Below are 19,741 nucleotides of genomic sequence, written 5' to 3' on the forward strand. Positions count from 1 at the left end.
ACGCTAGACGTAGAACTTGCCCAGTACGCTCTAAACGCATAGTTTCAATTAAGCAAAAGTCAGGGGAGCGCTTATGCATACTTATTCCTCATAGGAAATAGGGGTGCCTAGTACACGCGCTTTCCAAAGGCATTCTTCCCACTCTTGATATGGGTCGGAGTCAATCACAATCGCCCCGCCTACTCCAAACTGTGCGTGCTGCTTAGAGGTGTACTCTATGGTACGTATAGCCACGTTCAGCTGTAGGTCTCCATTGGGAGCTAACCAACCTAAGCTTCCACAATAGATGCCCCGCTCGCGTTGTTCAAGTTCATGGATGCATTGCATCGCGGCTATTTTAGGGGTGCCGGTAATCGAGCCACAAGGGAAAAGAGCGGTGAGTAAATGTGCTAAGGAGCGATGAGAGGTGGTGGCCTCGATGGTAGAGGTCATCGTCCAAACGGAAGGATAGGCTTCGACATTGAGTAATTGGCGAACTTGAACGGAGCCGGTATCTGCAATGCGGCCTAGATCATTACGTAGTAAGTCCACGATCATGATGTTTTCTGCAATGTCTTTGGCACTATGACGCAGTTGATGTGCGGCGGCTTGATCTCGGGCGGGGTCGTTATGTCTGGCAGCCGTGCCTTTCATGGGTTTGACAGTAAGCGTGTTGCCTTGCCGCCGTACAAAAAGCTCAGGTGAAAAAGACAGAATACAGCGCTCACCATCCTCGAGATAGGCTCCATATTCCACTGGGTGTGCTGTTGCCAGTTGAGTGTAAAGTTGTTGCGGGGTAGCTGTTGATTGGATTTGTATAGGAATAGTGTGGTTGATTTGATAAAACAAGCCTTCGCGAATGCCGCGCTGGATGGATTCGACTTGTTTTAGGTAGTCGTGACGCCGTATGGTTGCTTGCGCCTCTAAGGATATTGGTGATGAGGGGTGTGCTAACCATGGTGTGGTGTAGTGAGCTTGCGCAAAAACATAGGCGCTAAGTAAAGGTGTAGTGCTGGGGCGAGCAAATGGGAGAGCGAGTAGATGCGCTCCCAGCTCATAGTTTAAAACAAGGACTACCCAATGGCCGGCCTGGTGAGCCGTATCAATGCGGCGCCAGGCCTGTTCTAAATCTGCCGCATTGTAGGCGGTGATTTTGGTGGTAGGTTGAGCAAAAGTTAAAGCTGTTTGCTCCAGACGGTTTTCAAAACGACAAAACATAATGGATTAGGACTGCAAAAACGCGGTGAGGGCTTGGCCGGTATGTGAGGAAGAGGTATTTTGCACGGTCTGGACATTCCCTTCAACTACAAGTTGCCCACCATGGATACCGCCTTCGGGTCCCATATCAATAACCCAATCTGCTTCAGCGATTAAGTCTAAATTATGTTCGATTACAACTACAGTTTGTCCGGCGTCTGTAAGTCGGTGAAGTACCCGCAGGAGTTTTTCCACATCGGCCATAGCAAGCCCTACTGTAGGCTCATCGAGTACGTATAAAGTGTGTGGCTGACGGGAGGCTCGCCCTGTTTTATGTAGGCCTTCGTCAAGGCGAACTTTACTGAGTTCGCTGACCAGTTTAATCCGCTGGGCTTCGCCGCCGGATAGGGTAGGCGATGGTTGGCCCAGTGTTAAATAGCCTAAGCCAACATCTTGCAGTAGTTGCAGAGGGCGTAAAATACGTGGGTGAGAAGCAAAATAATCGACGGCTTCATCCACTTCCATTTGTAAAACTTCGCCGATGTGTTTACCTTGCCATTTGACGTGTAGCGTATCGTCGTTGAATCGTTGCCCATGACAACGCTCGCACGGGATTTTGATATCCGGCAAAAAGCTCATTTCAAAGGTTACGAGTCCTTGGCCGTTACATTCAGCGCAACGTCCATCACCGGTATTAAAGGAAAAACGAGAAGCATTCCAGCCACGTAGTTTTGCATCGCGTGTTTGTGCAAAGAGCTTACGAATATCATCCCAAAACCCGACATAGGTTGCTGGGCAAGAGCGTGGGGTTTTACCAATGGGTGTTTGATCGACCTCGAGTACGCGATCGACTTGCTCCCAATCAAGTATACGCTCACAGTATTGCCATATATATTGCTCGGGTTGAGCGAGTTTTTGTTTAAGGTTGTGTAAAAGAACTTCGCGGGCAAAGGTGGATTTTCCTGATCCAGAGACACCTGTTACGACCGTAAGTCGCTCTAAAGGTATACGAGCGGTGACATTTTGTAGGTTGTGGCGATGTGCATTTTCTACCAGCAGCGCGGGGGTCGAGTCGGTCACGGGTCGGTAGTCTTGCATGGGGTGCGATATGGGATGTTTTAGATAGCGTCCTGTCAGTGAGTCAGGATTTTGCATAATATCTTCTAAAGTGCCCTGTGCAACGACTTGGCCACCACGTATTCCTGCACCGGGTCCAATATCAATAATATGGCTAGCTTGACGAATGGTATCTTCATCGTGCTCTACCACCACAAGGGTGTTACCGTTGCGTTCCAAGCGCTGTAGAGCTTGGAGCAATATACGGTTATCTCGTGGGTGTAAACCGATGGTTGGCTCATCCAAGACGTAACAGACGCCCTGCAGATTAGAACCTAATTGAGCGGCGAGTCGAATACGTTGAGCCTCGCCACCCGATAGGGTGGGAGCAGCTCGATCCAAATGTAAATAACCTAAACCCACTTCTTGTAAAAAAGCGAGGCGGTTTTGAATTTCGCTCAGTATGTCACGAGCAATCTCTTGTTCGCGTTGGCTGAGTTGTACCTGTTGAAAAAAATGCTTAGCATCATCGATCGATAAAGCCGACAAATTTGCAATGCCTTGATCATGCCAGCGGAAAGCCAGTGCAACCGGATTTAGGCGTTGTCCATGACAACTAGGGCATTTGTTTTCGGTGGAGGTTTCGTCTTCATCCGGTAACCATTTACTTTCCTCACCACTTTGCTCTGCATCAAAGCCGCTTAAACTGACACCGGTTCCAAAACAACTGTGGCACCAGCCGTGTTTAGAGTTATAGGAAAAAAGGCGGGGGTCCGGTTCGGGAAAGCTACAACCACAGTTTGGACAAGCACGTGCTGTAGATAGGCGTAGCTCTGTATCTTGATGCACAATCAATATGTTTTGCTGTCCATGTAGTAATGCATCATGGATGGCTTGGCGTAACGATTGTTCATCTTTAGCTCGAACTAAAATGTCAGCGATCGGTAACTCTATATTATGCTCTTGGTAACGATCTAAACGTGGCCAAGCATCGGTTGGCAGAAGCTCCCCATCCACGCGTAGGTGAGTATAGCCTTTGGTATGAGCCCATTTTGCTAAATCGGTATAGTAGCCTTTGCGCGCCACAATAAGGGGTGCATAGATGTGAATAGTTTGATTTTTATAGTCTCGGAGTAATTGCGCTGTAATTTGCTCGGGGCTTTGGGGTTGCACAGGAACATGGCAAGCTGGACACATTTGTGTGCCGAGTTTGACGTAGAGTAAACGCAAAAAATGGTGGATTTCTGTTGTGGTAGCGACGGTAGACTTATAGCCGCCTCGACTTGTGCGTTGCTCAATGGCTACGGTAGGGGGAATACCATAAATGGCATCTACGTCGGGTTGGCCAGCAGGTTGGACAATGGAGCGCGCATAGGCATTGAGTGACTCCAAATAACGTCGCTGTCCCTCGTTAAATAAAATATCAAAGGCTAAGGTGGATTTGCCAGAGCCGGATACGCCGGTAATTACGGTAAATGTATCCCTAGGGATCGATACCTGAATGTTTTTTAAATTGTGTTCGCGAGCATTAAGAATTTGAATGGCAGGATGCGCATTGGCATTATAGGGGAGAGCTGGTTCGGTAACTTCCGTTTCTATGGTTGTGCCGATAAGTTGCTGTTGATAGGTTTTTAAAGCATTTCCAGTTAGGGAATGAGTGTTCTCTAATAGGGCTTGTGGGGTACCGCATGCCACAACTTCTCCCCCAGCCGTACCCCCATATGGGCCTAGGTCGATCACCCAGTCTGCAGCATGGATCACATCCAGATTATGTTCAATGACAATGAGCGAGTGTCCCGCGGCTAAGAGTTTACGAAAGGCTTGCATGAGTTTAGCAATATCATCAAAATGCAAACCCGTCGTGGGCTCATCAAATAGGAACAGCTTTCCTTTTTTTACAACTTTAGCGCGGCTTAAGCGGCTTTTTGCGGCTTCGGCTAAATAGCCTGCCAGTTTTAAGCGTTGCGCTTCGCCACCAGAAAGGGTGGGAACCGGCTGCCCTAAAGTTAAATACCCCAAGCCCACATCAGCAAGAGGTGCTAAGCCTCGCTGCACATCTTGTAAGCCGGCAAAAAAATCGATGGCTTCATCAACGGTCATGTCTAAGACCTCGTCAATGGATGCGTTTCGGCCTAAATGCTCTAGGCGAATTTCTAATATCTCGGGGCGGAAACGCTTACCATCGCAATCGGGGCAGCGTAAGTAAACATCCGATAAAAACTGCATTTCGATATGCTCAAAGCCTGTGCCCCCACAAGTGGGACATCGTCCTGCGCCACTATTAAAGCTAAATGTGCCAGGCTTATAATCGCGCTCTATGGCTAAAGGGGCGCGGGCAAAGAGCTTACGTATGGCATCAAAGGCACCGACATAACTAGCCGGGTTAGAGCGAGCGGTGCGACCAATAGGGGATTGATCTACCATTACGACTTCGGCTATTTGATCCGCACCGACTAAGCAATCAAAATCGCCAGGTGCTTCGGTAGCCTCGCCAAAATGTTTAAGTAAGGCTGGGTATAAAACATCTTGGATAAGGGTGGATTTACCAGAGCCAGAGACGCCAGTGACACAAACGAGGCGCTCTAATGGAAAATCCACCGTGATATTTTTGAGATTATGGGCACGCACGCCAGTAAGAGTTAAGCGCGGTGTAGTCGTTTTTACCGGCTGAGGGTGCGGAGCGGTAATTTGCTTTTTACCACTGAGGTAGTCTCCGGTGAGAGTAGAGGCGTGGCGTAGTGCTGCTGGTGAGCCATCGAATAAAATATGCCCCCCAGCCTTACCTGGCCCAGGCCCAATGTCTAAGATGCGATCGGCGGCCACCATGACTTGCGGATCATGCTCTACAACGACGAGCGTATTGCCATTATTACGTAGGCGTTGCATGATCTGGACGATACGGTGCATATCATGTGGGTGTAAGCCGATAGAGGGTTCGTCTAAAACAAACAGCGTGTTGACCAATGATGTGCCCAAAGCGGTGGTAAGGTTGATGCGCTGAACCTCACCCCCAGAAAGGGTGCGGCTTTGGCGGTCTAAGGATAAATAGCCAAGGCCTACCTCGCATAAAAAACCAAGTCGAGTGTTGATCTCCTCTCGTAAGAGCTGGGTGGCGGCGTTAAGCTCACCATCAAAACGGAGCTGTTGGAAAAAGGTGCGTACCGATTCGATAGGAAGCCGCATTAAGTCATGAATATGCAACCCCGGCATCTGGTTGAGTTGCTCTTGGCTCCATTCTGCTGTTACGGGCATAAAGCGGGTATAGGGTTGTGGATCATGGGCATGCGTGTGTTGACCCAACCGCCACAATAGAGCATCGGCTTTTAATCGCGAGCCCCGACAGCTGGGGCAAGTGGTATAGCTGCGATACTTAGATAGCATGACACGGACGTGCATTTTGTAGGCTCGGGTTTCTTGCCAGTCAAAGTAGCGAGCGACACCGTACCACTGTTGCTTCCAAGCACGTGCTCCACCTTTAAACTCGGGGTCACCGTAAATCACCCAGTCTTTTTCTGCTTGACTAAGCTGCTGCCATGGTACCGCCAAACGAATAGCAGCTTGTTTCGCATACCGCTCTAGGTCTTTTTGGTGCACACGGTTTGAGTCGGTTTGCCATGGTTTAATGGCGCCTTCGAGTAAGCTTTTGCTTTCGTCAGGAATAACTAAACCGTAATCAATTCCCATCACACGCCCAAAACCCTTACATGTCTCACAGGCTCCCAATGGGGAGTTAAAAGAAAAAGTGCTGGGTTGGGGGGCACTGTAATCAATATCGCAGGTAGCACAGTGAAGGCCGGCGCTAAAAGACCACTCCTGCTCTTTTTTTTCCTCATCCAGAGCAAACACACTAAGATGGCCATTGCCATAATGTAGGGCGGCGTCTAGGGCCTCCATCACACGGCTAGGCTCAGCACGGCTTAAGCGGAAACGATCTTGAATAACGTATAAACGTTGGGTGGCTGATTTAGATTTTTTTGAGGACGTGTGCTGTGGTTCGTGCAGGCGAGTGTAGCCTTGTTGCTCTAAAAATTGTTTGATTTCTTCTTCGCTGAAATTACTTGGTACATCCACAGCAAAAGTGATAACCAAACGAGGATCTTGCGTTAAGCAGCGCTTTTTTAAGGTTTGAGCGATACGCTGTGCATCTTCGGCGTGAACTGGTTGACCGCATTGTCGGCAGTGAAGGTGGCTGAGTCGGGCATAGAGGAGCTTAAAGTAGTCATTGAGCTCTGTCATGGTGCCAACGGAACTACGCGAGTTGCGTACGGGGTTTACTTGGTCAATAGCAATAGCCGGTAAAATTCCTTCGATACGATCGACTTGGGGCTTATCCATGCGATCCAAAAACTGGCGGGCATAAGGAGAAAATGTTTCCACATAACGACGCTGCCCTTCGGCATAGAGCGTATCAAAGGCCAGAGAGGATTTGCCTGAACCGGATACACCAGTTAGTACAGTGATTTTTCCTGTATCAAAATGCACATTCAGGTTTTTGAGATTGTTTTGGCGCGCGCCGAAAATGCGAATTTGAGAACTCATAGTAATAGCGTGAGGAGCTGAAAAAATAGATATTTGGTATATAAGATGGGATGAGCTAAAATCTATTGTATGTGTAGCTAAGGTTACTTGTATAATTCTTAGCTTTGTTTATGTATCGGAGAGTTTCATGGCTGAAATCAAACGCACAAGCCGCAACACCCTAGAGCGTCGCTGCTTAGGTAAAGCTTTTAAACGCTTATATGCACGTTCCCCCAAAAGCGTTTTTAAAATGCTTGAAAAAGTGAAGCGTGCTTAATTACACTAAAAATAAGGGTAACAGTTTTTGTTGTCGTGTTTAAGCAACGCATAAAAAACAACTACCAATTGTAATTAAGGCAATAAAAACCACAGATTTATGATCTGTGGTTTTTTTTCGTCTATGATGAATTACTGCTGTGAATTTGTTGTTTTTGAGGAGATTTGCGTTAATGCCTTGGAGATCTGCCTCCTATGTTCCCCCAGCGTGGCGTTATCAGTTTACGATTTTAACGCCAACGTATAATCGAGCACATACGTTACAACGTGTGTATGAATCGCTATGCGAGCAGACATTTCAAGATTTCGAGTGGGTGGTCGTGGATGACGGGTCCACAGATCATACAAAAAAACGCATTCAGCAGTGGCAACAAGAAGCCCTTTTCCCTATCCACTATGTTTGGCAGCCGAATCAACATAAAAAAGCGGCTTTTAATCGTGGCGTGCGTATGGCTCAGGGTGAACTGGTGGTAGCCTTAGATAGTGATGATAGCTTAGAAGCCAATGCGTTGTATGACATGGCGCGCACATGGAAAGAGATCCCCCAAAAAGAGCGTGAGCGTTTTGTCGCTGTCACGGGGTTATGTAAAACGCCCGAAGGAAATATTGTAGGGGATATGTATCCTTACGATGTACTGGATGCTAACCCTTTAGATATTCAATTCAAGTTTGGTGTAACCGGTGAAAAGTTTGGCTGCTTAAGCACTGCTGTTTTGCAGCGCTTTCCTTTTCCAGAGAATATTGAAGGTTTTGTTCCCGAAAGCCTTGTGTGGCGGAGCATGGCGCGAGCTGGTTATCTGACACGATTTGTCAATCAGGTGTACAGGGTGTATCACGATAGTAGCGATTCTTTATCTCGACAAGGAAAAAATAATGCTGCTACTCATGCTTTAGGATTGTGGTTGTTGGCCTATGATACGGTTGTGGATAGCTTGCCCTGGTTTCATTACAAACCTGTGGCGTTTATCAAAGCGGGTATGAGATACACACGCTTTGCACTACACATGAGGGATCAATCCATAGCTCGTCCTCATGGCTATCGGTTGCATGGGCTAGGGGCTATTGCTTTGGTCGTAGCGACAGCCCCATTTGGGTTATTGCTTTTTTTGAGAGATAAGCTCCACATGGGGGGAAGACCTAGTGACGCTGATCGGAAGCGGGTTGCATAAAAGCTAAGTGGGTACTCGCTTCGTTCTCGTCTGCAAGTGGGTCTGTGCTTAAATCAAAGGGCAAAATTTCCTGAAGGGTTTCTCCCCAAGCATTTTCGTCGCCCTCGTGATTAATTTTGATGTACTTGATGGATTCGATATCACTACGTTGAATTGCCCACATGAAACGACAGCTATAGGTTTCATTTTCATTGACCTTAAAGCCGCCCTGGCTACCTAATAAGCGAGCTTTAGCCCCACCAATTTGTACGACTGGAATATCTGTATCATCTTCGTTAATATCTAGGGGTATAGCAAATATAGCCCATTCAAAACCGGTTTCACTGGCATCCACCAGCTCAACTAAGACCGGCTTGCCCAAATAGGCACTGAGTGCATCGGCGGTACGGGCTAATAAATCGATGTCATCGGTACTAAATACTAGTGCTGGGGTATCAGTCATTTTGCTTGGCAGTTCTCAATTATAATGAAGTCGCTTTTTTGCGATGCTATGTACTTATAGCCTTATTAATCCTATTTAGGTATCTATGGCCCAATACGTTTACACCATGAATCGGGTTGGCAAAACTGTGCCACCCAAGCGTCAAATTCTACGCGATATTTCTTTATCTTTCTTCCCCGGTGCCAAAATTGGCGTATTGGGGTTAAATGGATCCGGTAAATCCACCTTGCTTCGTATTATGGCAGGTGTAGACAAAGAAATCGATGGCGAAGCCATCCCGATGCCCGGGATTAAAATTGGTTACCTGCCTCAAGAGCCCGAGTTGGATCCCAACCAAACCGTGCGCCAAGCTGTAGAGGCTGGCTTAGGCGAGGTCTTTGAGGCGCGGCAGCGCTTAGATGAGGTTTATGCGGCTTATGCTGAACCCGATGCGGATTTTGATGCGTTGGCAGCAGAGCAAGCCGAGCTCGAGGCCATTATTGCCGCCGCGGCCACAAGTGGAAGTGATGACACGGATACCCAGATGGAGATTGCCGCTGATGCATTACGTTTGCCTCCTTGGGATGCAGTGATTGGGCATCTATCTGGGGGGGAAAAGCGTCGTGTGGCTCTGTGTCAGTTATTGTTATCCAAACCTGATATGTTGTTACTCGATGAACCAACTAACCACCTTGATGCGGAAAGTGTGCATTGGTTAGAGCAGTTTTTGAGTAAATTCCCGGGTACGGTGGTAGCTGTTACTCACGATCGTTACTTTTTAGATAATGCCGCAGAGTGGATTTTGGAGCTAGACCGTGGGCATGGGATTCCATGGAAAGGTAACTATAGCTCCTGGTTAGAGCAAAAAGAAAATCGCTTAAAGCAAGAGGAGGCTCAAGAGTCGGCACGTCAGCGTACGATCCGTAAAGAGCTGGAGTGGGTACGTCAAAACCCGAAAGGTCGTCAGGCCAAGTCTAAAGCGCGCTTGAATCGGTTCGAGGAGCTTGCCTCCCATGATTATCAGCGTCGCAATGAGACCCAAGAGATTTTTATTCCCGTGGCAGAGCGTCTTGGTAATGAAGTCATCGAGTTTAAAAACGTCTCAAAGGGTTACGGCGATCGCTTATTAATTGATGATTTGAGCTTTACGATTCCCCCTGGTGCCATTGTTGGGATTATCGGACCAAACGGTGCGGGTAAGTCCACTTTATTCCGAATGATTGCTGGGCAAGAGCAGCCGGATCAGGGGGAAATTAAAATTGGTCAAACCGTACAGTTGGCTTATGTAGATCAGTCTCGCTCCTCTTTACCTGCGGATAAAACTGTTTTTGAGGCCATATCCGAAGGCGGTTCAGATATTTTACAAGTAGGGCGTTTTGAAATCCCTGCTCGTGCTTATATTGGTCGTTTTAATTTCCGTGGTGCAGATCAAAATAAAATTGTGGGTAAGCTTTCTGGTGGGGAGCGAGGTCGTTTGCATTTAGCAAAAACACTCGCTTCTGGGGGTAATGTTTTACTTTTGGACGAGCCCTCTAACGACCTAGACGTAGAAACCTTACGTGCGCTTGAGGATGCGCTATTAGAGTACGCCGGTAGTGTATTAGTCATCAGCCATGACCGCTGGTTCTTAGATCGTATCGCCACTCATATTCTTGCCTTTGAAGGGGACTCTCACGTGGAGTTCTTTAGCGGGAACTACCAGGAATACGAGGAAGATAAGCGTCGTCGACTTGGCGAGGACGCCGCCCAGCCTAAGCGGATTCGTTATAAACCACTTAAATAATATTAGTAGACAGCCACTTTATGTGGCTGTTACATTTTTTGCGGCCATTAACAGAAATATGCAATTACTGGCTTGAGTCTATAGTAGGCCAGAGGTATGGTAAAGGTAATGGAATTGAATCATGCTAAGGAGTACATTATGAAACGATCGACCACATTAAAAGCTTTGTCTGCTACTGCTTTGTGCTTTGTGATGGCGGGTTGCTCAACATGGGACAGTATGAGCTCGCGTCAAAAAGGAGCAACGGCAGGAGCTGGCGTAGGTGGGGTCGCTGGTGCGGCTATTAGCGGAGGAAGCGTATTGGGTACTGTTGGTGGTGCGGCGATTGGTGGCGTTGTAGGTGACCAAATCGGCAAGCGCCAATAGGCTTCAAGGTATCAAGACAAGCACCCCATCTGGTGGTTACCAGATGGGGTTTTTTATACGATTTATTTTTGCAAGTGGGGTGGTAGCTCGATTTTAACTTCGAGCACTTCGAGAGCATCTTGTCGATCAACATTGACTTGAATGTCATTCGGCTCGATTTTGACGTAGCGTGAGATGACCTCAATGAGCTCTTTTTGGAGGCGAGGCAAATAGTCGGGACTGACCCCACCTTGGCCGCGTTCATTAATAAGAATCAGTTGTAGGCGGTCCTTGGCGACGCTAGCAGTGTTTTTTTTCTTGCCCGTAAAAAAGGAGAGCAGAGACATAATTATTTACCCCCGAAGAGGCGCTTAAGAAAGCTGGGTTTTTCGTATTCTACAAAGCGTAGGGGGCGAGTTTCGCCTAAATAGCGAGCAACCACATCTTCGTAGGCCTGAGCTGCAGGACTGTTTTCAAGGTGAATCACAGGAGTGCCTTGGTTGGAAGCATGAAGAACGTCTTCGGATTCTGGAATTACCCCAATGAGTTTAATGCGAAGAATATCCTCTATGTCTTGTAAGGATAACATTTCACCGGCTAGGACTCGTTTGGCGCTGTAGCGACTAATTAGCAAGTATTCCTTAATGGGAGTATCGCTATTTTCGGCACGTTGGGATTTAGCGGAAAGTATTCCTAAGATACGATCAGAGTCACGTACTGAAGAGACTTCAGGGTTAGTAACCACAATTGCATCGTCAGCGAAGTAGGAGGCCATCAAGGCACCGGTCTCTATGCCTGCGGGGGAGTCACAAACAATATATTCAAAGCCCATTTCTTTTAGGTCATTGAGGACTTTGGCTACCCCTTCTTTGGTTAGGGCGTCTTTATCGCGTGTTTGTGATGCCGGTAGAATAAAAAGGTTATCAAGATTTTTATCGCGAATTAAAGCCTGATTTAAGCTGGCTTCCTCTTGGATGACATTAACGAAATCGTAAACGACCCGTCGTTCACAACCCATGATTAAATCCAGGTTACGTAAACCGACATCAAAGTCGATGACTACGGTTTTGTGGCCGCGCATCGCTAGGCCGGAAGCAAAGCTAGCACTGGTTGTGGTTTTGCCCACACCACCTTTGCCAGAGGTCACCACAATTATTCGCGCCATGATGTTATGTATCCTTTATCGTTTCGGTTCATGTGTGTTTATTATTATAAAAAATAAAAGCAAAAAGCACTATGAAAGTGATTAGACCAATGTGTAAAAGTTATACCCTCGCATGATCTGCGCTGGAGTGCAAGACGTATTAACATCTATTAACCTAATGGCTCAAATTTTAAGGAGTCCCCCTCTAGCTGAATGAGCACAGGCTTTTTGTGGTGGGGGTTAGTATGTAAGTCTTCAATAACACTATAGACCCCTGCAATAGCGATGAGCTCGGGCTCAAACTCGGTCGTGCTAATCCACGCATTCGTATTACCATTTGCGCCGGCTATGGCTTTGCCGCGTAGTGGCCCATAGACGCTAATGTTACCAGTGGCAATAATTTCTGCGCCGTGTCCAACCATACCAATCACAATCAGGTCGCCTTCGGGAGCCACAAAGCGCTGTCCTGAGCGTAGGTTTTGATGCAAAATGAGTGGGGCTGGGGTAACGGGGGAGGGTGGCGTTTGCTCCGGCTCGGGGATTTCGATCGCGGCTTTGGCCAAAGAGAGCTCCACCGCAGTTAAACCATGTTGAGCAGCGGCTTGTTCTTGCTCAGTAGAGCCTGTGACCCCAATTGGATGTAGCTGATAATGTCGTAAGGCTTGTAATAGAGGCTCCCATTCAATGGGGTCCATGATTGCTGAGCAATCAATGACTACCGGCTCACCTTGGAAAAAAGCGCCGGCGCCTTCCATGCGTTGCTGTAACGCTTCGAGTAATTCGCTGGTGTTAGCGCTATGTAGTACAAGTCGTACGGTGTAGATGGTTGCGCTTTTAATATCTAGAGCCTGAGGGCCTTTACGAGTTGTTGGTGCGTTCACGTCATACCCAATTATGATAAAGGGGCCATGGCCCCTTGTGTGGTTAACTCCAGTTATCTTTTAATGTGGCAGTACGATTAAGCACCGGCTTTTCCGGTGTGGAGAGCTCCCGGTCTGCCACAAAGTAGCCAAGCCGCTCAAACTGCCAATGAGCGTCTGGGGTGGCTACTAAGCCAGGCTCTACCCACCCTTGCACCACTTGCATGGAGTTAGGGTTGATGAGCTGCAGGAAGTCCTTATCGCCAACATCGGGATGAGGATCGGTAAAGAGACGATCATAGAGGCGGATTTCCGCCGCAATAGCGTGTTTGACACTGACCCAAGTGATATTGCCTCGGACCTTAACGGAGTCGGCGCCAGGAGTGCCGCTTTTGGTGTCGGGAAGGTATTCGGCATAGACGGTTGTTACTTGACCGTTTTCGTCTTTTTCAAAGCCCGTGCATTGGATAATGTAACCGTACTTAAGTCGTACTGTATTACCAGGGAATAAGCGGAAATAACGTTTAACGGGTTCCTCGCGGAAGTCATCGCGCTCAATCCAGAGCTCGCGTGTGAGCGGGAACTCGCGCTTGCCAGCATCGGGATTATGTGGATGCACGGGGGCGTAACATATTTCCTCTTTGTCTTCGGGGAAATTGGTTAGTACGAGTTTAATTGGGTCTAGCACAGCAACGCTACGTGGTGCTTTGGGATCCAGGTCATCACGCAAGGCCTGTTCAAGAACACTGTAATCTATGCGTGAATCGGCCTTGGAGACCCCAATGCGATCACAGAATAAGCGAATGGCTTCTGGAGTATAGCCACGGCGACGCAGCCCCGCCAGGGTTGGTAAGCGCGGGTCATCCCAACCGTCTACGTGTTTTTCCTCTACAAGCTGGCGTAGTTTGCGTTTGCTAGTGACCACATAGCTTAGGTATAGACGTGCGAATTCGTACTGCTGGGGTAATGGGTCCGTAAAAAAACCCAGATCGCGTAAACGCTCTAAGATCCAATTGTAAAAAGGGCGTTGGTCTTCGAATTCCAGCGTGCAAATGCTGTGCGTGATCATTTCGAGCGCGTCTTCTACCGGGTGAGCCCAGCTATACATGGGGTAAATACACCATTGGTCACCGGTACGGTGATGTGCAGTATGTCGAATACGGTACATCACTGGGTCACGCATATTGATATTGGGCGAAGCCATATCGATTTTAGCGCGCAAGCAGAGACTGCCATCAGGATGTTTGCCATCGCGCATTTCACGCAGCAACTGTAACGATTCCTCTGCTGGTCGATCACGCCAAGGCGAATTTGTACCTTTTTCTGTGAGTGTTCCACGCGTTTGACGAATTTGCTCAGGGGTTTGCTCGTCGACATAGGCATAGCCGGCTTGTACAAGGGCTTCAGCAAACTCGTACATATAGCCAAAGTAGTCGCTGGCAAAGTATAAATTGTCTTCGTTTTGATACTTCCAGTCGTAGCCGAGCCATTGCACCATATCAATAATGGCGTCAACATACTCTTGCTCTTCTTTTTCTGGGTTCGTATCATCAAAGCGTAAGTGGCATGCGCCACCGTAGTCTTCGGCGAGTCCGAAGTTTAAACAAATACTTTTGGCGTGACCAATGTGTAAATAACCGTTGGGCTCAGGGGGAAAGCGAGTGCGTATACGTGCTGTATCTACCTGACCGGTAGATTGTATGGCTGCTGGGCCGGGACGACCTGCCCACAATTTCGTCGCATGACGCTGGTTTTTTAGATCTTGGTCAATAATATTCCGTAAAAAATTCGATACGGGAGGAGTGGTAGATGCAGTGCTCATACGCAAAAAAACGAATAAATAATTGGATAATGGTCTATTTTGCCACGTATTGTGGTTAGACTTAATGTTTATAGCAAGAAAAACAAAATAACGTAGATTTAGCGCCTATTATGACCTATTCCGCACTTTGGTTTTCCCAGTTGCAGTTTTTTGGCAGCTTGAGCTTTATGACCATATTCTTTGGTATGAGCTTAGGGCTGTCATGGCTGCTGTTTTATTTACGGCTTCGAGCTATAGGTGAACAACAGTTGTTGTGGCTACCTATGTATCGATTTTGGGTGCGGATTTTTGCTTTGGCATTTTTGCTGGGCTTTGCCTCTAGTATGCCAGTCTTCATTCAACTTGGCAGCTTGTGGCCAACACTGTTTGCAAAAATCCATGCCGTGAGTAGTCCACTATTAGCTGTCGCGCTGCTAGGTGCGCTGGTTTTAAAAGCCGGTTTACTTGGGCTGATGCTGTTTGCTCAGCGTCAGCTTGCTGATTGGCTTCATGCAGCGGTAGTGTTCTTGGTTGCTTTAGGCTATAGCGGTGTGGCGGCATGTTTGATTGCTTTGGTTTCCTGGATGCATACCCCCACAGGAGTAAAGTGGGTGGACGGCAATTACGAGGTCAGCCATTGGTTGCAAGTGATCGCTAATCCAAGCCTGTTATGGTATGGCTTGTTGTTTATTACGGCAAGTTTTGCCATGGTTGCGTGCCTGATGATGGCGGTATTAGCACTACGCTCTGTGCGTCGCCCACTTGGCGAAGGGGAGCGGCGTGTTTTTCAGCTAGCGGTCTATGTGGGCTCGGTGGCTTGGGTGGGGTTGTTGGTGGCTTTTGTTGGTAATGGCCATATGGTTGCAGAGCATCAGCCTATTAAAGCAGCGGCCGCGATGGCTTACTGGCAGTCAGACTCGGTGCCGAGCTGGTTACTTATTGCTTGGCCTTCGCCGGCAGACTTAAGTAATCATTGGAGCATAGGCTTGAACCAGCGTGGTCAAATGTGGTTAGGTCAGGATGCGGATGGCATGTTATTAGGTTTGGATCAGGTCGCGGGTATGAGTCCTCCCGTTTTATGGGTTTTTATAGCGGTGCGTGTGGCGATGCTTGCCGGTCTGGGGATGCTAGCCTTACTGACTGTGGGGTGGCGTTTGGGTTTAACCCGTCATTACGATCCGAGTGCATTAACACCGCGTATTAAAGCGTTAATGATTTATGGGGGATGGTTAGGTCCCATTCTGTGGGTGGCGGGGCTAATGTATCAGCTCTTCGGGAACTTACCTTTTGTGGTTGGACAAACCATCACGCTAAATGAAATTTATGCTCAACATCAGCTCTTACCTACGGTAGTGAGTTTTATTGCTTATGGGTTGGTATATGGCTTGTTGACTATTGGTTTTATTGCTCTGGTGCGCTCGGTAGCTCGTTATGGGGTGGTGGCTGTGGCAAGACATAGGGGGCGGGCATGATCACAGATTTAGCGTTAGCGCTAGGGGTCTCAGCGACAGACCCGGCCTTTTGGTTGCCTTTGGTGTTTTTAGGATTGTTGTTTATTACGATTATTGCGGGCACCTTATTAGATGGTTTTGATATCGGAGTAGGCTGTTTGTCATTGGTTGCCCCAGAGAGCCTACGTCCACGGATGATGGCTCTATTGAGCCCTTGGCGTGATGCCAATGAGTTTTGGTTGTTTTTGGGATTAGGGGTTTTTGCGTTAGTGTTTCCGCATGCGTGGGGCAGTGTGATGGGACAGTTGCATTTGCCCTTGATGTTATTAGCGTTGGGAGTGATGGCCCGTTCACTTTGTTTTGAGTTGCGTCTACGTGCGCCGGCTGAGCAGCAGCCGTGGTGGCAGTTGGGCTTTGCGGTGGGCTCGCTGATCACAGCGTTCTCTCATGGCTTGTTGCTAGCCAAAGTCGTCATTAACTATCAAAGCGGCACAGGCTACAACTGGTTTATTTGGTTTATGGGCTTTTGTGCGGTGGCGGCGTATGTGTTGTTGGGAGCGGCTTGGTTAGTCATGCGCGAAACGGGGGAGCTGCGTATCAGAGCTGTGTTGTGGGGACGACGAGCAGTACGGTGGTTTGCGGCGGGGGCAATAGCGGCCTCGGTAGTACTGGCCTTGGCCAATCCGGGTGTGTTATTGAAATGGAGTGAGGGTGCACCGCGCCTAGCGGTTTTAGCACTGTGGGTGTCCATCTTATTGGGTTTTGTTATCATTGAAATGAATTTACAGCGCTTAATCAATGAGAGTGTGCGCAGTACTGTGCTCCCTTTTTTATTGACGCTCATTATTTTTTTAGCCGTTTTAATAGGTCTGGCGTTTAGTTTATTTCCTTTCTTGGTACTGGATCAGATCACGATCTGGGATGCAGCGGCGGATCAGACAACCTTGGTATTACTTTGGAACATTAGCCTGATTGCCTTGCCCTTTTTGGTGTTATTCACGATTTGGGTGTATTGGCGAATGTTTGGCGTGTCTCGACCACCTACTCCGCCTGATTTTAAAGTGTAATGTATGCCATATAAAAAATACCTTCGTTTGACACGACAGCGGGTGCGTAAATGGCATTGGTTGTCAGATACGCCAGCGATGCTTTGCTGGGCGGTCATAATGGGGGTATTAGGAGCTTGGGTTGTCCAGCTATTTTATGAGGGTATTTATTTAATCCAGCGGGTAGTAACAGGACAATCTGGAGGGATTACCCAAGTCACGCGAGCCTTAAGCTGGGATATGCGGCTATTATTTCCCACACTCGGGGGATTAGCGGCTGGGGTATTACTTTGGTTGGCGGGGCGTAAAAAAGCCAGTACGGCTTCCGATTACATGGAGGCCGTAGTCATTGGCGATGGTCGTATGTCATTACGCCAAGGTCTATTACGGTCCTTATCGTCCTTGTGTACCGTCGCCTCAGGGGGGGCCATTGGGCGAGAGGGGGCGATGATTCATTTGTCTTCATTAGCCGCCTCGTTGTTTGGGCGTTTTATTTTCATCAAACCAGAACGTTTGCGTTTACTGGTGGCCTGTGGTGCTGCAGCAGGGGTGGCGGCGGCGTATGGAGCCCCTTTAGCTGGGGCGATTTTTGTGGCGGAAATTGTTCTGGGGTCCATGAGTATTCATACGTTGGGTCCTTTGTTGATTGCCTCAGCCACGGCGAATATTACCATGCGGCTTTCTGGGCATTACCAAGCCCCGTATCAGATGCTAGATTTATCCGGTTCGATAGGGTGGGAGATCATACTTTTTGTGGTGTTAGGGATCATGATTGGGGTGGTGGCTCCCGGGTTCTTAAAACTTTTAAACCTAATGAAACGGGTGTTTGTACGCAGTGGTTTGCCTTTAGTTGCTAGATTAACGGTAGGCGGGTTTATGTTGGGACTCTTGTTGATCATGATCCCAGACGTGGCCGGTAATGGCTACAGCGTTGTTCGTTCTTTTTTATTTGATTCTTGGTCATGGTATGCCATTGTGTTGATGTTATTTGCCAAGGTGTTTGCAACAACGATTACAGTTGGCTCTGGAGCGGTAGGTGGGGTATTTACGCCCGCTTTGTTTGTAGGCGCTGCTGTGGGCACCTTGTTTGGGCAATTGGTGCATGGCATTTTTCCCGCTTTGACCATTGATATAGCGATTTATACCCTAGTGGGCATGGGCGCATTTTTGGGGGCGGCTACCAGTGCACCACTGATGGCCATTTTGATGCTATTTGAAATGACGCTGAGTTATCAGTTGGTTTTGCCATTGATTATTGCGGCGGTAACGGCTTATTTTATGTCGCGTACGCTTGCCGAGGTAGCCATGTACGATGTCACGCTTAATCGCGAGCGCGACCAGTTGCTGCGCTTTACGTTGCGTAATACTAAGTTAAGTGAGCTTGTGCGTCCGGCAGATACGGTTTTAGCTACTACTGCAACAGTAGCTGATGCGTTGCAGATGTTCTTTGATTACCCGGTTCGCTTTATCTATGTTGTTGATGAAAAAAACTATTATTTAGGAGTGATTGCTCAACCAGAGCTAATGCGTTTGGTATTAAACCACAATGATGTCAAAGAGCAGTCTATTGGTGAGCTCCTGCAATTAGATTATGTTAAAACATTAACTCCAGATATGCGTTTGGATCAGGCGCAAGCACAGTTTGTGGATTTTGTAGGTGAGCGCTTGCCGGTGGTGCGTAGCGTGGCCGAACCGCGTTTAATCGGTGTGGTGTATAAATCGGCTTTGCTCGAGAAATATTCCGCCTTAAAGCGTTCTCTTGATGCAACCAGCGAGGCTTTAATTAGCTTGAATCGATAAATGCGACAAATACAATGGCGATGGGTGGCTTATTTCGTGCTAGTCGGTATGAGCACGGGGATCAGCGCTCAGCCTCGCCCCGCGCAGCCGCTACGTTTGTCTATTGCCCCACAGGTTTCTGAGCAAGCCGCCCAGCAGTGGCATGTGGGTCAGGGTACGTGGCGCTATCAGTCCACGAGCGCGGTGCGTTTTGTTCTTGGTAACTATAGTCCTAAGTTAATTTCAGGTTTGGCCTCTGTGCCTTTAGGTGGGGTAAGTATTGCGGATCAGACTTCTGGGTGGTTGGGGCAACATGTACAGTGGCGTTACGGTGCTGCGTTTGGAGCCGTGGATAAAAAACCAACCGTGACGTCTTTTCAGTATGGCAGTGGTGCTGGTCGTGCGTGGGTAGATGTCAAGATCTCTCCTTCTTTATCTCTGGATGGTTTATATCAGCGTGCTGAGGGGTATGAGCAACTGGGCCTAGGGGGGCGTTATGATTTTGGTCTTATGGGTATCGGTGCGCTGAATGTGGTGCAAAGCCATCACCAAGAGGGTAAGGGTTGGCGTTACCAGGGGCGATACCAGCTGCAAGTCGCCGATACTCTCGCGGTGGGACTGCAATCGGAAAGTTACAAGGGGCTATTTAGTGATCTGTTGCAACATCAGAACCACGGTTATACAGCTTCGCAAGACAAGCATGCGGTTGATTTGCAGTGGGATGCTGGGCGCTGGGGAAAACTAGGCGCCAGCTATGCCAGCACGGCGCCGCGATTAGGACATAGTCAACATACCTTTGGTCTAAGTCAGCAGTTTTGGTATAGCCCAAATCTACGTATCGATGTGGATGCACAGCGCCAAACTCATAGTGGCGACTATAATATGGGATTACGATTTTCCCTACCCATTTTTTAAT

The 19,741-nt window shown here is 48.2% G+C and carries 15 protein-coding genes; 8 read left to right on the top strand and 7 right to left on the bottom strand.

Annotation, left to right across the window (positions count from 1 at the left end):
- Nucleotides 1-81: 81 nt before the first annotated feature.
- Nucleotides 82-1,197 carry an aminodeoxychorismate synthase component I gene (gene pabB, locus Q1V74_RS06995; RefSeq protein WP_300647662.1) on the bottom strand — a complete coding sequence of 372 codons (1,116 nt, stop codon included), beginning with the start codon at nucleotides 1,195-1,197 and terminating at the stop codon, nucleotides 82-84.
- Nucleotides 1,198-1,203: 6 nt separating this feature from the next.
- Complete coding sequence (gene uvrA, locus Q1V74_RS07000) at nucleotides 1,204-6,771, bottom strand: excinuclease ABC subunit UvrA (protein WP_300647664.1); 5,568 nt, start codon at nucleotides 6,769-6,771, stop codon at nucleotides 1,204-1,206.
- Between the two features lie 127 nt (nucleotides 6,772-6,898).
- On the opposite strand from uvrA, the gene Q1V74_RS07005 reads away from it, so the two are divergent.
- Both Q1V74_RS07005 and Q1V74_RS07010 read left to right on the top strand, forming a co-directional pair.
- The gene (locus Q1V74_RS07005) at nucleotides 6,899-7,027 is read left to right on the top strand and encodes a hypothetical protein (RefSeq protein ID WP_260649965.1); all 129 of its coding nucleotides are present in this window, start codon (nucleotides 6,899-6,901) and stop codon (nucleotides 7,025-7,027) included.
- A 172-nt stretch (nucleotides 7,028-7,199) separates the two neighbouring features.
- Nucleotides 7,200-8,195 carry a glycosyltransferase family 2 protein gene (locus Q1V74_RS07010; protein ID WP_300647666.1) on the top strand — a complete coding sequence of 332 codons (996 nt, stop codon included), beginning with the start codon at nucleotides 7,200-7,202 and terminating at the stop codon, nucleotides 8,193-8,195.
- Here Q1V74_RS07010 and Q1V74_RS07015 read toward each other — a convergent pair.
- Entirely contained in the window at nucleotides 8,164-8,637 is a 474-nt protein-coding gene (locus Q1V74_RS07015; RefSeq protein WP_300647668.1) for a hypothetical protein, read from the bottom strand. The two genes, Q1V74_RS07010 and Q1V74_RS07015, sit on opposite strands and share 32 nt — an antisense overlap.
- 85 nt (nucleotides 8,638-8,722) lie before the next feature.
- Here Q1V74_RS07015 and ettA point away from each other — a divergent pair, with 85 nt between their 5' ends.
- Both ettA and Q1V74_RS07025 read left to right on the top strand, forming a co-directional pair.
- The gene (gene ettA / locus Q1V74_RS07020; protein ID WP_300647670.1) at nucleotides 8,723-10,399 is read left to right on the top strand and encodes an energy-dependent translational throttle protein EttA; all 1,677 of its coding nucleotides are present in this window, start codon (nucleotides 8,723-8,725) and stop codon (nucleotides 10,397-10,399) included.
- Between the two features lie 138 nt (nucleotides 10,400-10,537).
- Nucleotides 10,538-10,765, top strand: a complete 228-nt coding sequence (locus Q1V74_RS07025; RefSeq protein ID WP_260649961.1) for a glycine zipper 2TM domain-containing protein — start codon at nucleotides 10,538-10,540, stop codon at nucleotides 10,763-10,765.
- A gap of 62 nt (nucleotides 10,766-10,827) precedes the next feature.
- On the opposite strand, the gene minE is transcribed toward Q1V74_RS07025, so the two are convergent.
- From minE to Q1V74_RS07045, 4 genes are all read right to left on the bottom strand, one after another.
- Nucleotides 10,828-11,091 (bottom strand): cell division topological specificity factor MinE, encoded by a 264-nt coding sequence (gene minE, locus Q1V74_RS07030; RefSeq protein WP_300647673.1) that lies wholly within the window; start codon nucleotides 11,089-11,091, stop codon nucleotides 10,828-10,830.
- A 2-nt stretch (nucleotides 11,092-11,093) separates the two neighbouring features.
- Nucleotides 11,094-11,909 (bottom strand): septum site-determining protein MinD, encoded by an 816-nt coding sequence (gene minD / locus Q1V74_RS07035; protein WP_300647675.1) that lies wholly within the window; start codon nucleotides 11,907-11,909, stop codon nucleotides 11,094-11,096.
- A gap of 149 nt (nucleotides 11,910-12,058) precedes the next feature.
- Nucleotides 12,059-12,769 (bottom strand): septum site-determining protein MinC, encoded by a 711-nt coding sequence (gene minC, locus Q1V74_RS07040; RefSeq protein WP_300647677.1) that lies wholly within the window; start codon nucleotides 12,767-12,769, stop codon nucleotides 12,059-12,061.
- 43 nt (nucleotides 12,770-12,812) lie between these two features.
- On the bottom strand, nucleotides 12,813-14,570 hold the full coding sequence (locus Q1V74_RS07045) for a glutamine--tRNA ligase/YqeY domain fusion protein (RefSeq protein WP_300647679.1): 1,758 nt from the start codon (nucleotides 14,568-14,570) through the stop codon (nucleotides 12,813-12,815).
- A 110-nt stretch (nucleotides 14,571-14,680) separates the two neighbouring features.
- Between Q1V74_RS07045 and Q1V74_RS07050 the strand changes: the two genes are divergently transcribed.
- Genes Q1V74_RS07050 through Q1V74_RS07065 form a run of 4 tightly spaced genes read left to right on the top strand, consistent with a single transcriptional unit; the run spans nucleotide 14,681 to nucleotide 19,740 of the window.
- A complete protein-coding gene (locus Q1V74_RS07050; RefSeq protein ID WP_300647681.1) occupies nucleotides 14,681-16,021 on the top strand; it encodes a cytochrome ubiquinol oxidase subunit I in 1,341 nt (446 codons plus the stop codon).
- Complete coding sequence (locus Q1V74_RS07055; RefSeq protein WP_300647682.1) at nucleotides 16,018-17,067, top strand: cytochrome d ubiquinol oxidase subunit II; 1,050 nt, start codon at nucleotides 16,018-16,020, stop codon at nucleotides 17,065-17,067. Before Q1V74_RS07050 ends, Q1V74_RS07055 begins: the two co-directional genes overlap by 4 nt.
- 3 nt (nucleotides 17,068-17,070) lie before the next feature.
- On the top strand, nucleotides 17,071-18,846 hold the full coding sequence (locus tag Q1V74_RS07060; protein ID WP_300647684.1) for a ClcB-like voltage-gated chloride channel protein: 1,776 nt from the start codon (nucleotides 17,071-17,073) through the stop codon (nucleotides 18,844-18,846).
- Nucleotides 18,847-19,740 carry a hypothetical protein gene (locus Q1V74_RS07065; protein WP_300647685.1) on the top strand — a complete coding sequence of 298 codons (894 nt, stop codon included), beginning with the start codon at nucleotides 18,847-18,849 and terminating at the stop codon, nucleotides 19,738-19,740.
- The last annotated feature ends 1 nt before the right edge of the window (nucleotide 19,741 follow it).

It is taken from the genome of Paenalcaligenes sp., assembly GCF_030152715.1.
Lineage (GTDB): Bacteria > Pseudomonadota > Gammaproteobacteria > Burkholderiales > Burkholderiaceae_B > Paenalcaligenes > Paenalcaligenes hermetiae.

Coding starts and splice junctions, on each gene's coding strand:
- pabB (WP_300647662.1), bottom strand. CDS start 1,197: ATGTTTTGTCGTTTTGAAAACCGTCTGGAGCAAACAGCTTTAACTTTT.
- uvrA (WP_300647664.1), bottom strand. CDS start 6,771: ATGAGTTCTCAAATTCGCATTTTCGGCGCGCGCCAAAACAATCTCAAA.
- Q1V74_RS07005 (WP_260649965.1), top strand. CDS start 6,899: ATGGCTGAAATCAAACGCACAAGCCGCAACACCCTAGAGCGTCGCTGC.
- Q1V74_RS07010 (WP_300647666.1), top strand. CDS start 7,200: ATGCCTTGGAGATCTGCCTCCTATGTTCCCCCAGCGTGGCGTTATCAG.
- Q1V74_RS07015 (WP_300647668.1), bottom strand. CDS start 8,637: ATGACTGATACCCCAGCACTAGTATTTAGTACCGATGACATCGATTTA.
- ettA (WP_300647670.1), top strand. CDS start 8,723: ATGGCCCAATACGTTTACACCATGAATCGGGTTGGCAAAACTGTGCCA.
- Q1V74_RS07025 (WP_260649961.1), top strand. CDS start 10,538: ATGAAACGATCGACCACATTAAAAGCTTTGTCTGCTACTGCTTTGTGC.
- minE (WP_300647673.1), bottom strand. CDS start 11,091: ATGTCTCTGCTCTCCTTTTTTACGGGCAAGAAAAAAAACACTGCTAGC.
- minD (WP_300647675.1), bottom strand. CDS start 11,909: ATGGCGCGAATAATTGTGGTGACCTCTGGCAAAGGTGGTGTGGGCAAA.
- Q1V74_RS07045 (WP_300647679.1), bottom strand. CDS start 14,570: ATGAGCACTGCATCTACCACTCCTCCCGTATCGAATTTTTTACGGAAT.
- Q1V74_RS07050 (WP_300647681.1), top strand. CDS start 14,681: ATGACCTATTCCGCACTTTGGTTTTCCCAGTTGCAGTTTTTTGGCAGC.
- Q1V74_RS07055 (WP_300647682.1), top strand. CDS start 16,018: ATGATCACAGATTTAGCGTTAGCGCTAGGGGTCTCAGCGACAGACCCG.
- Q1V74_RS07060 (WP_300647684.1), top strand. CDS start 17,071: ATGCCATATAAAAAATACCTTCGTTTGACACGACAGCGGGTGCGTAAA.
- Q1V74_RS07065 (WP_300647685.1), top strand. CDS start 18,847: ATGCGACAAATACAATGGCGATGGGTGGCTTATTTCGTGCTAGTCGGT.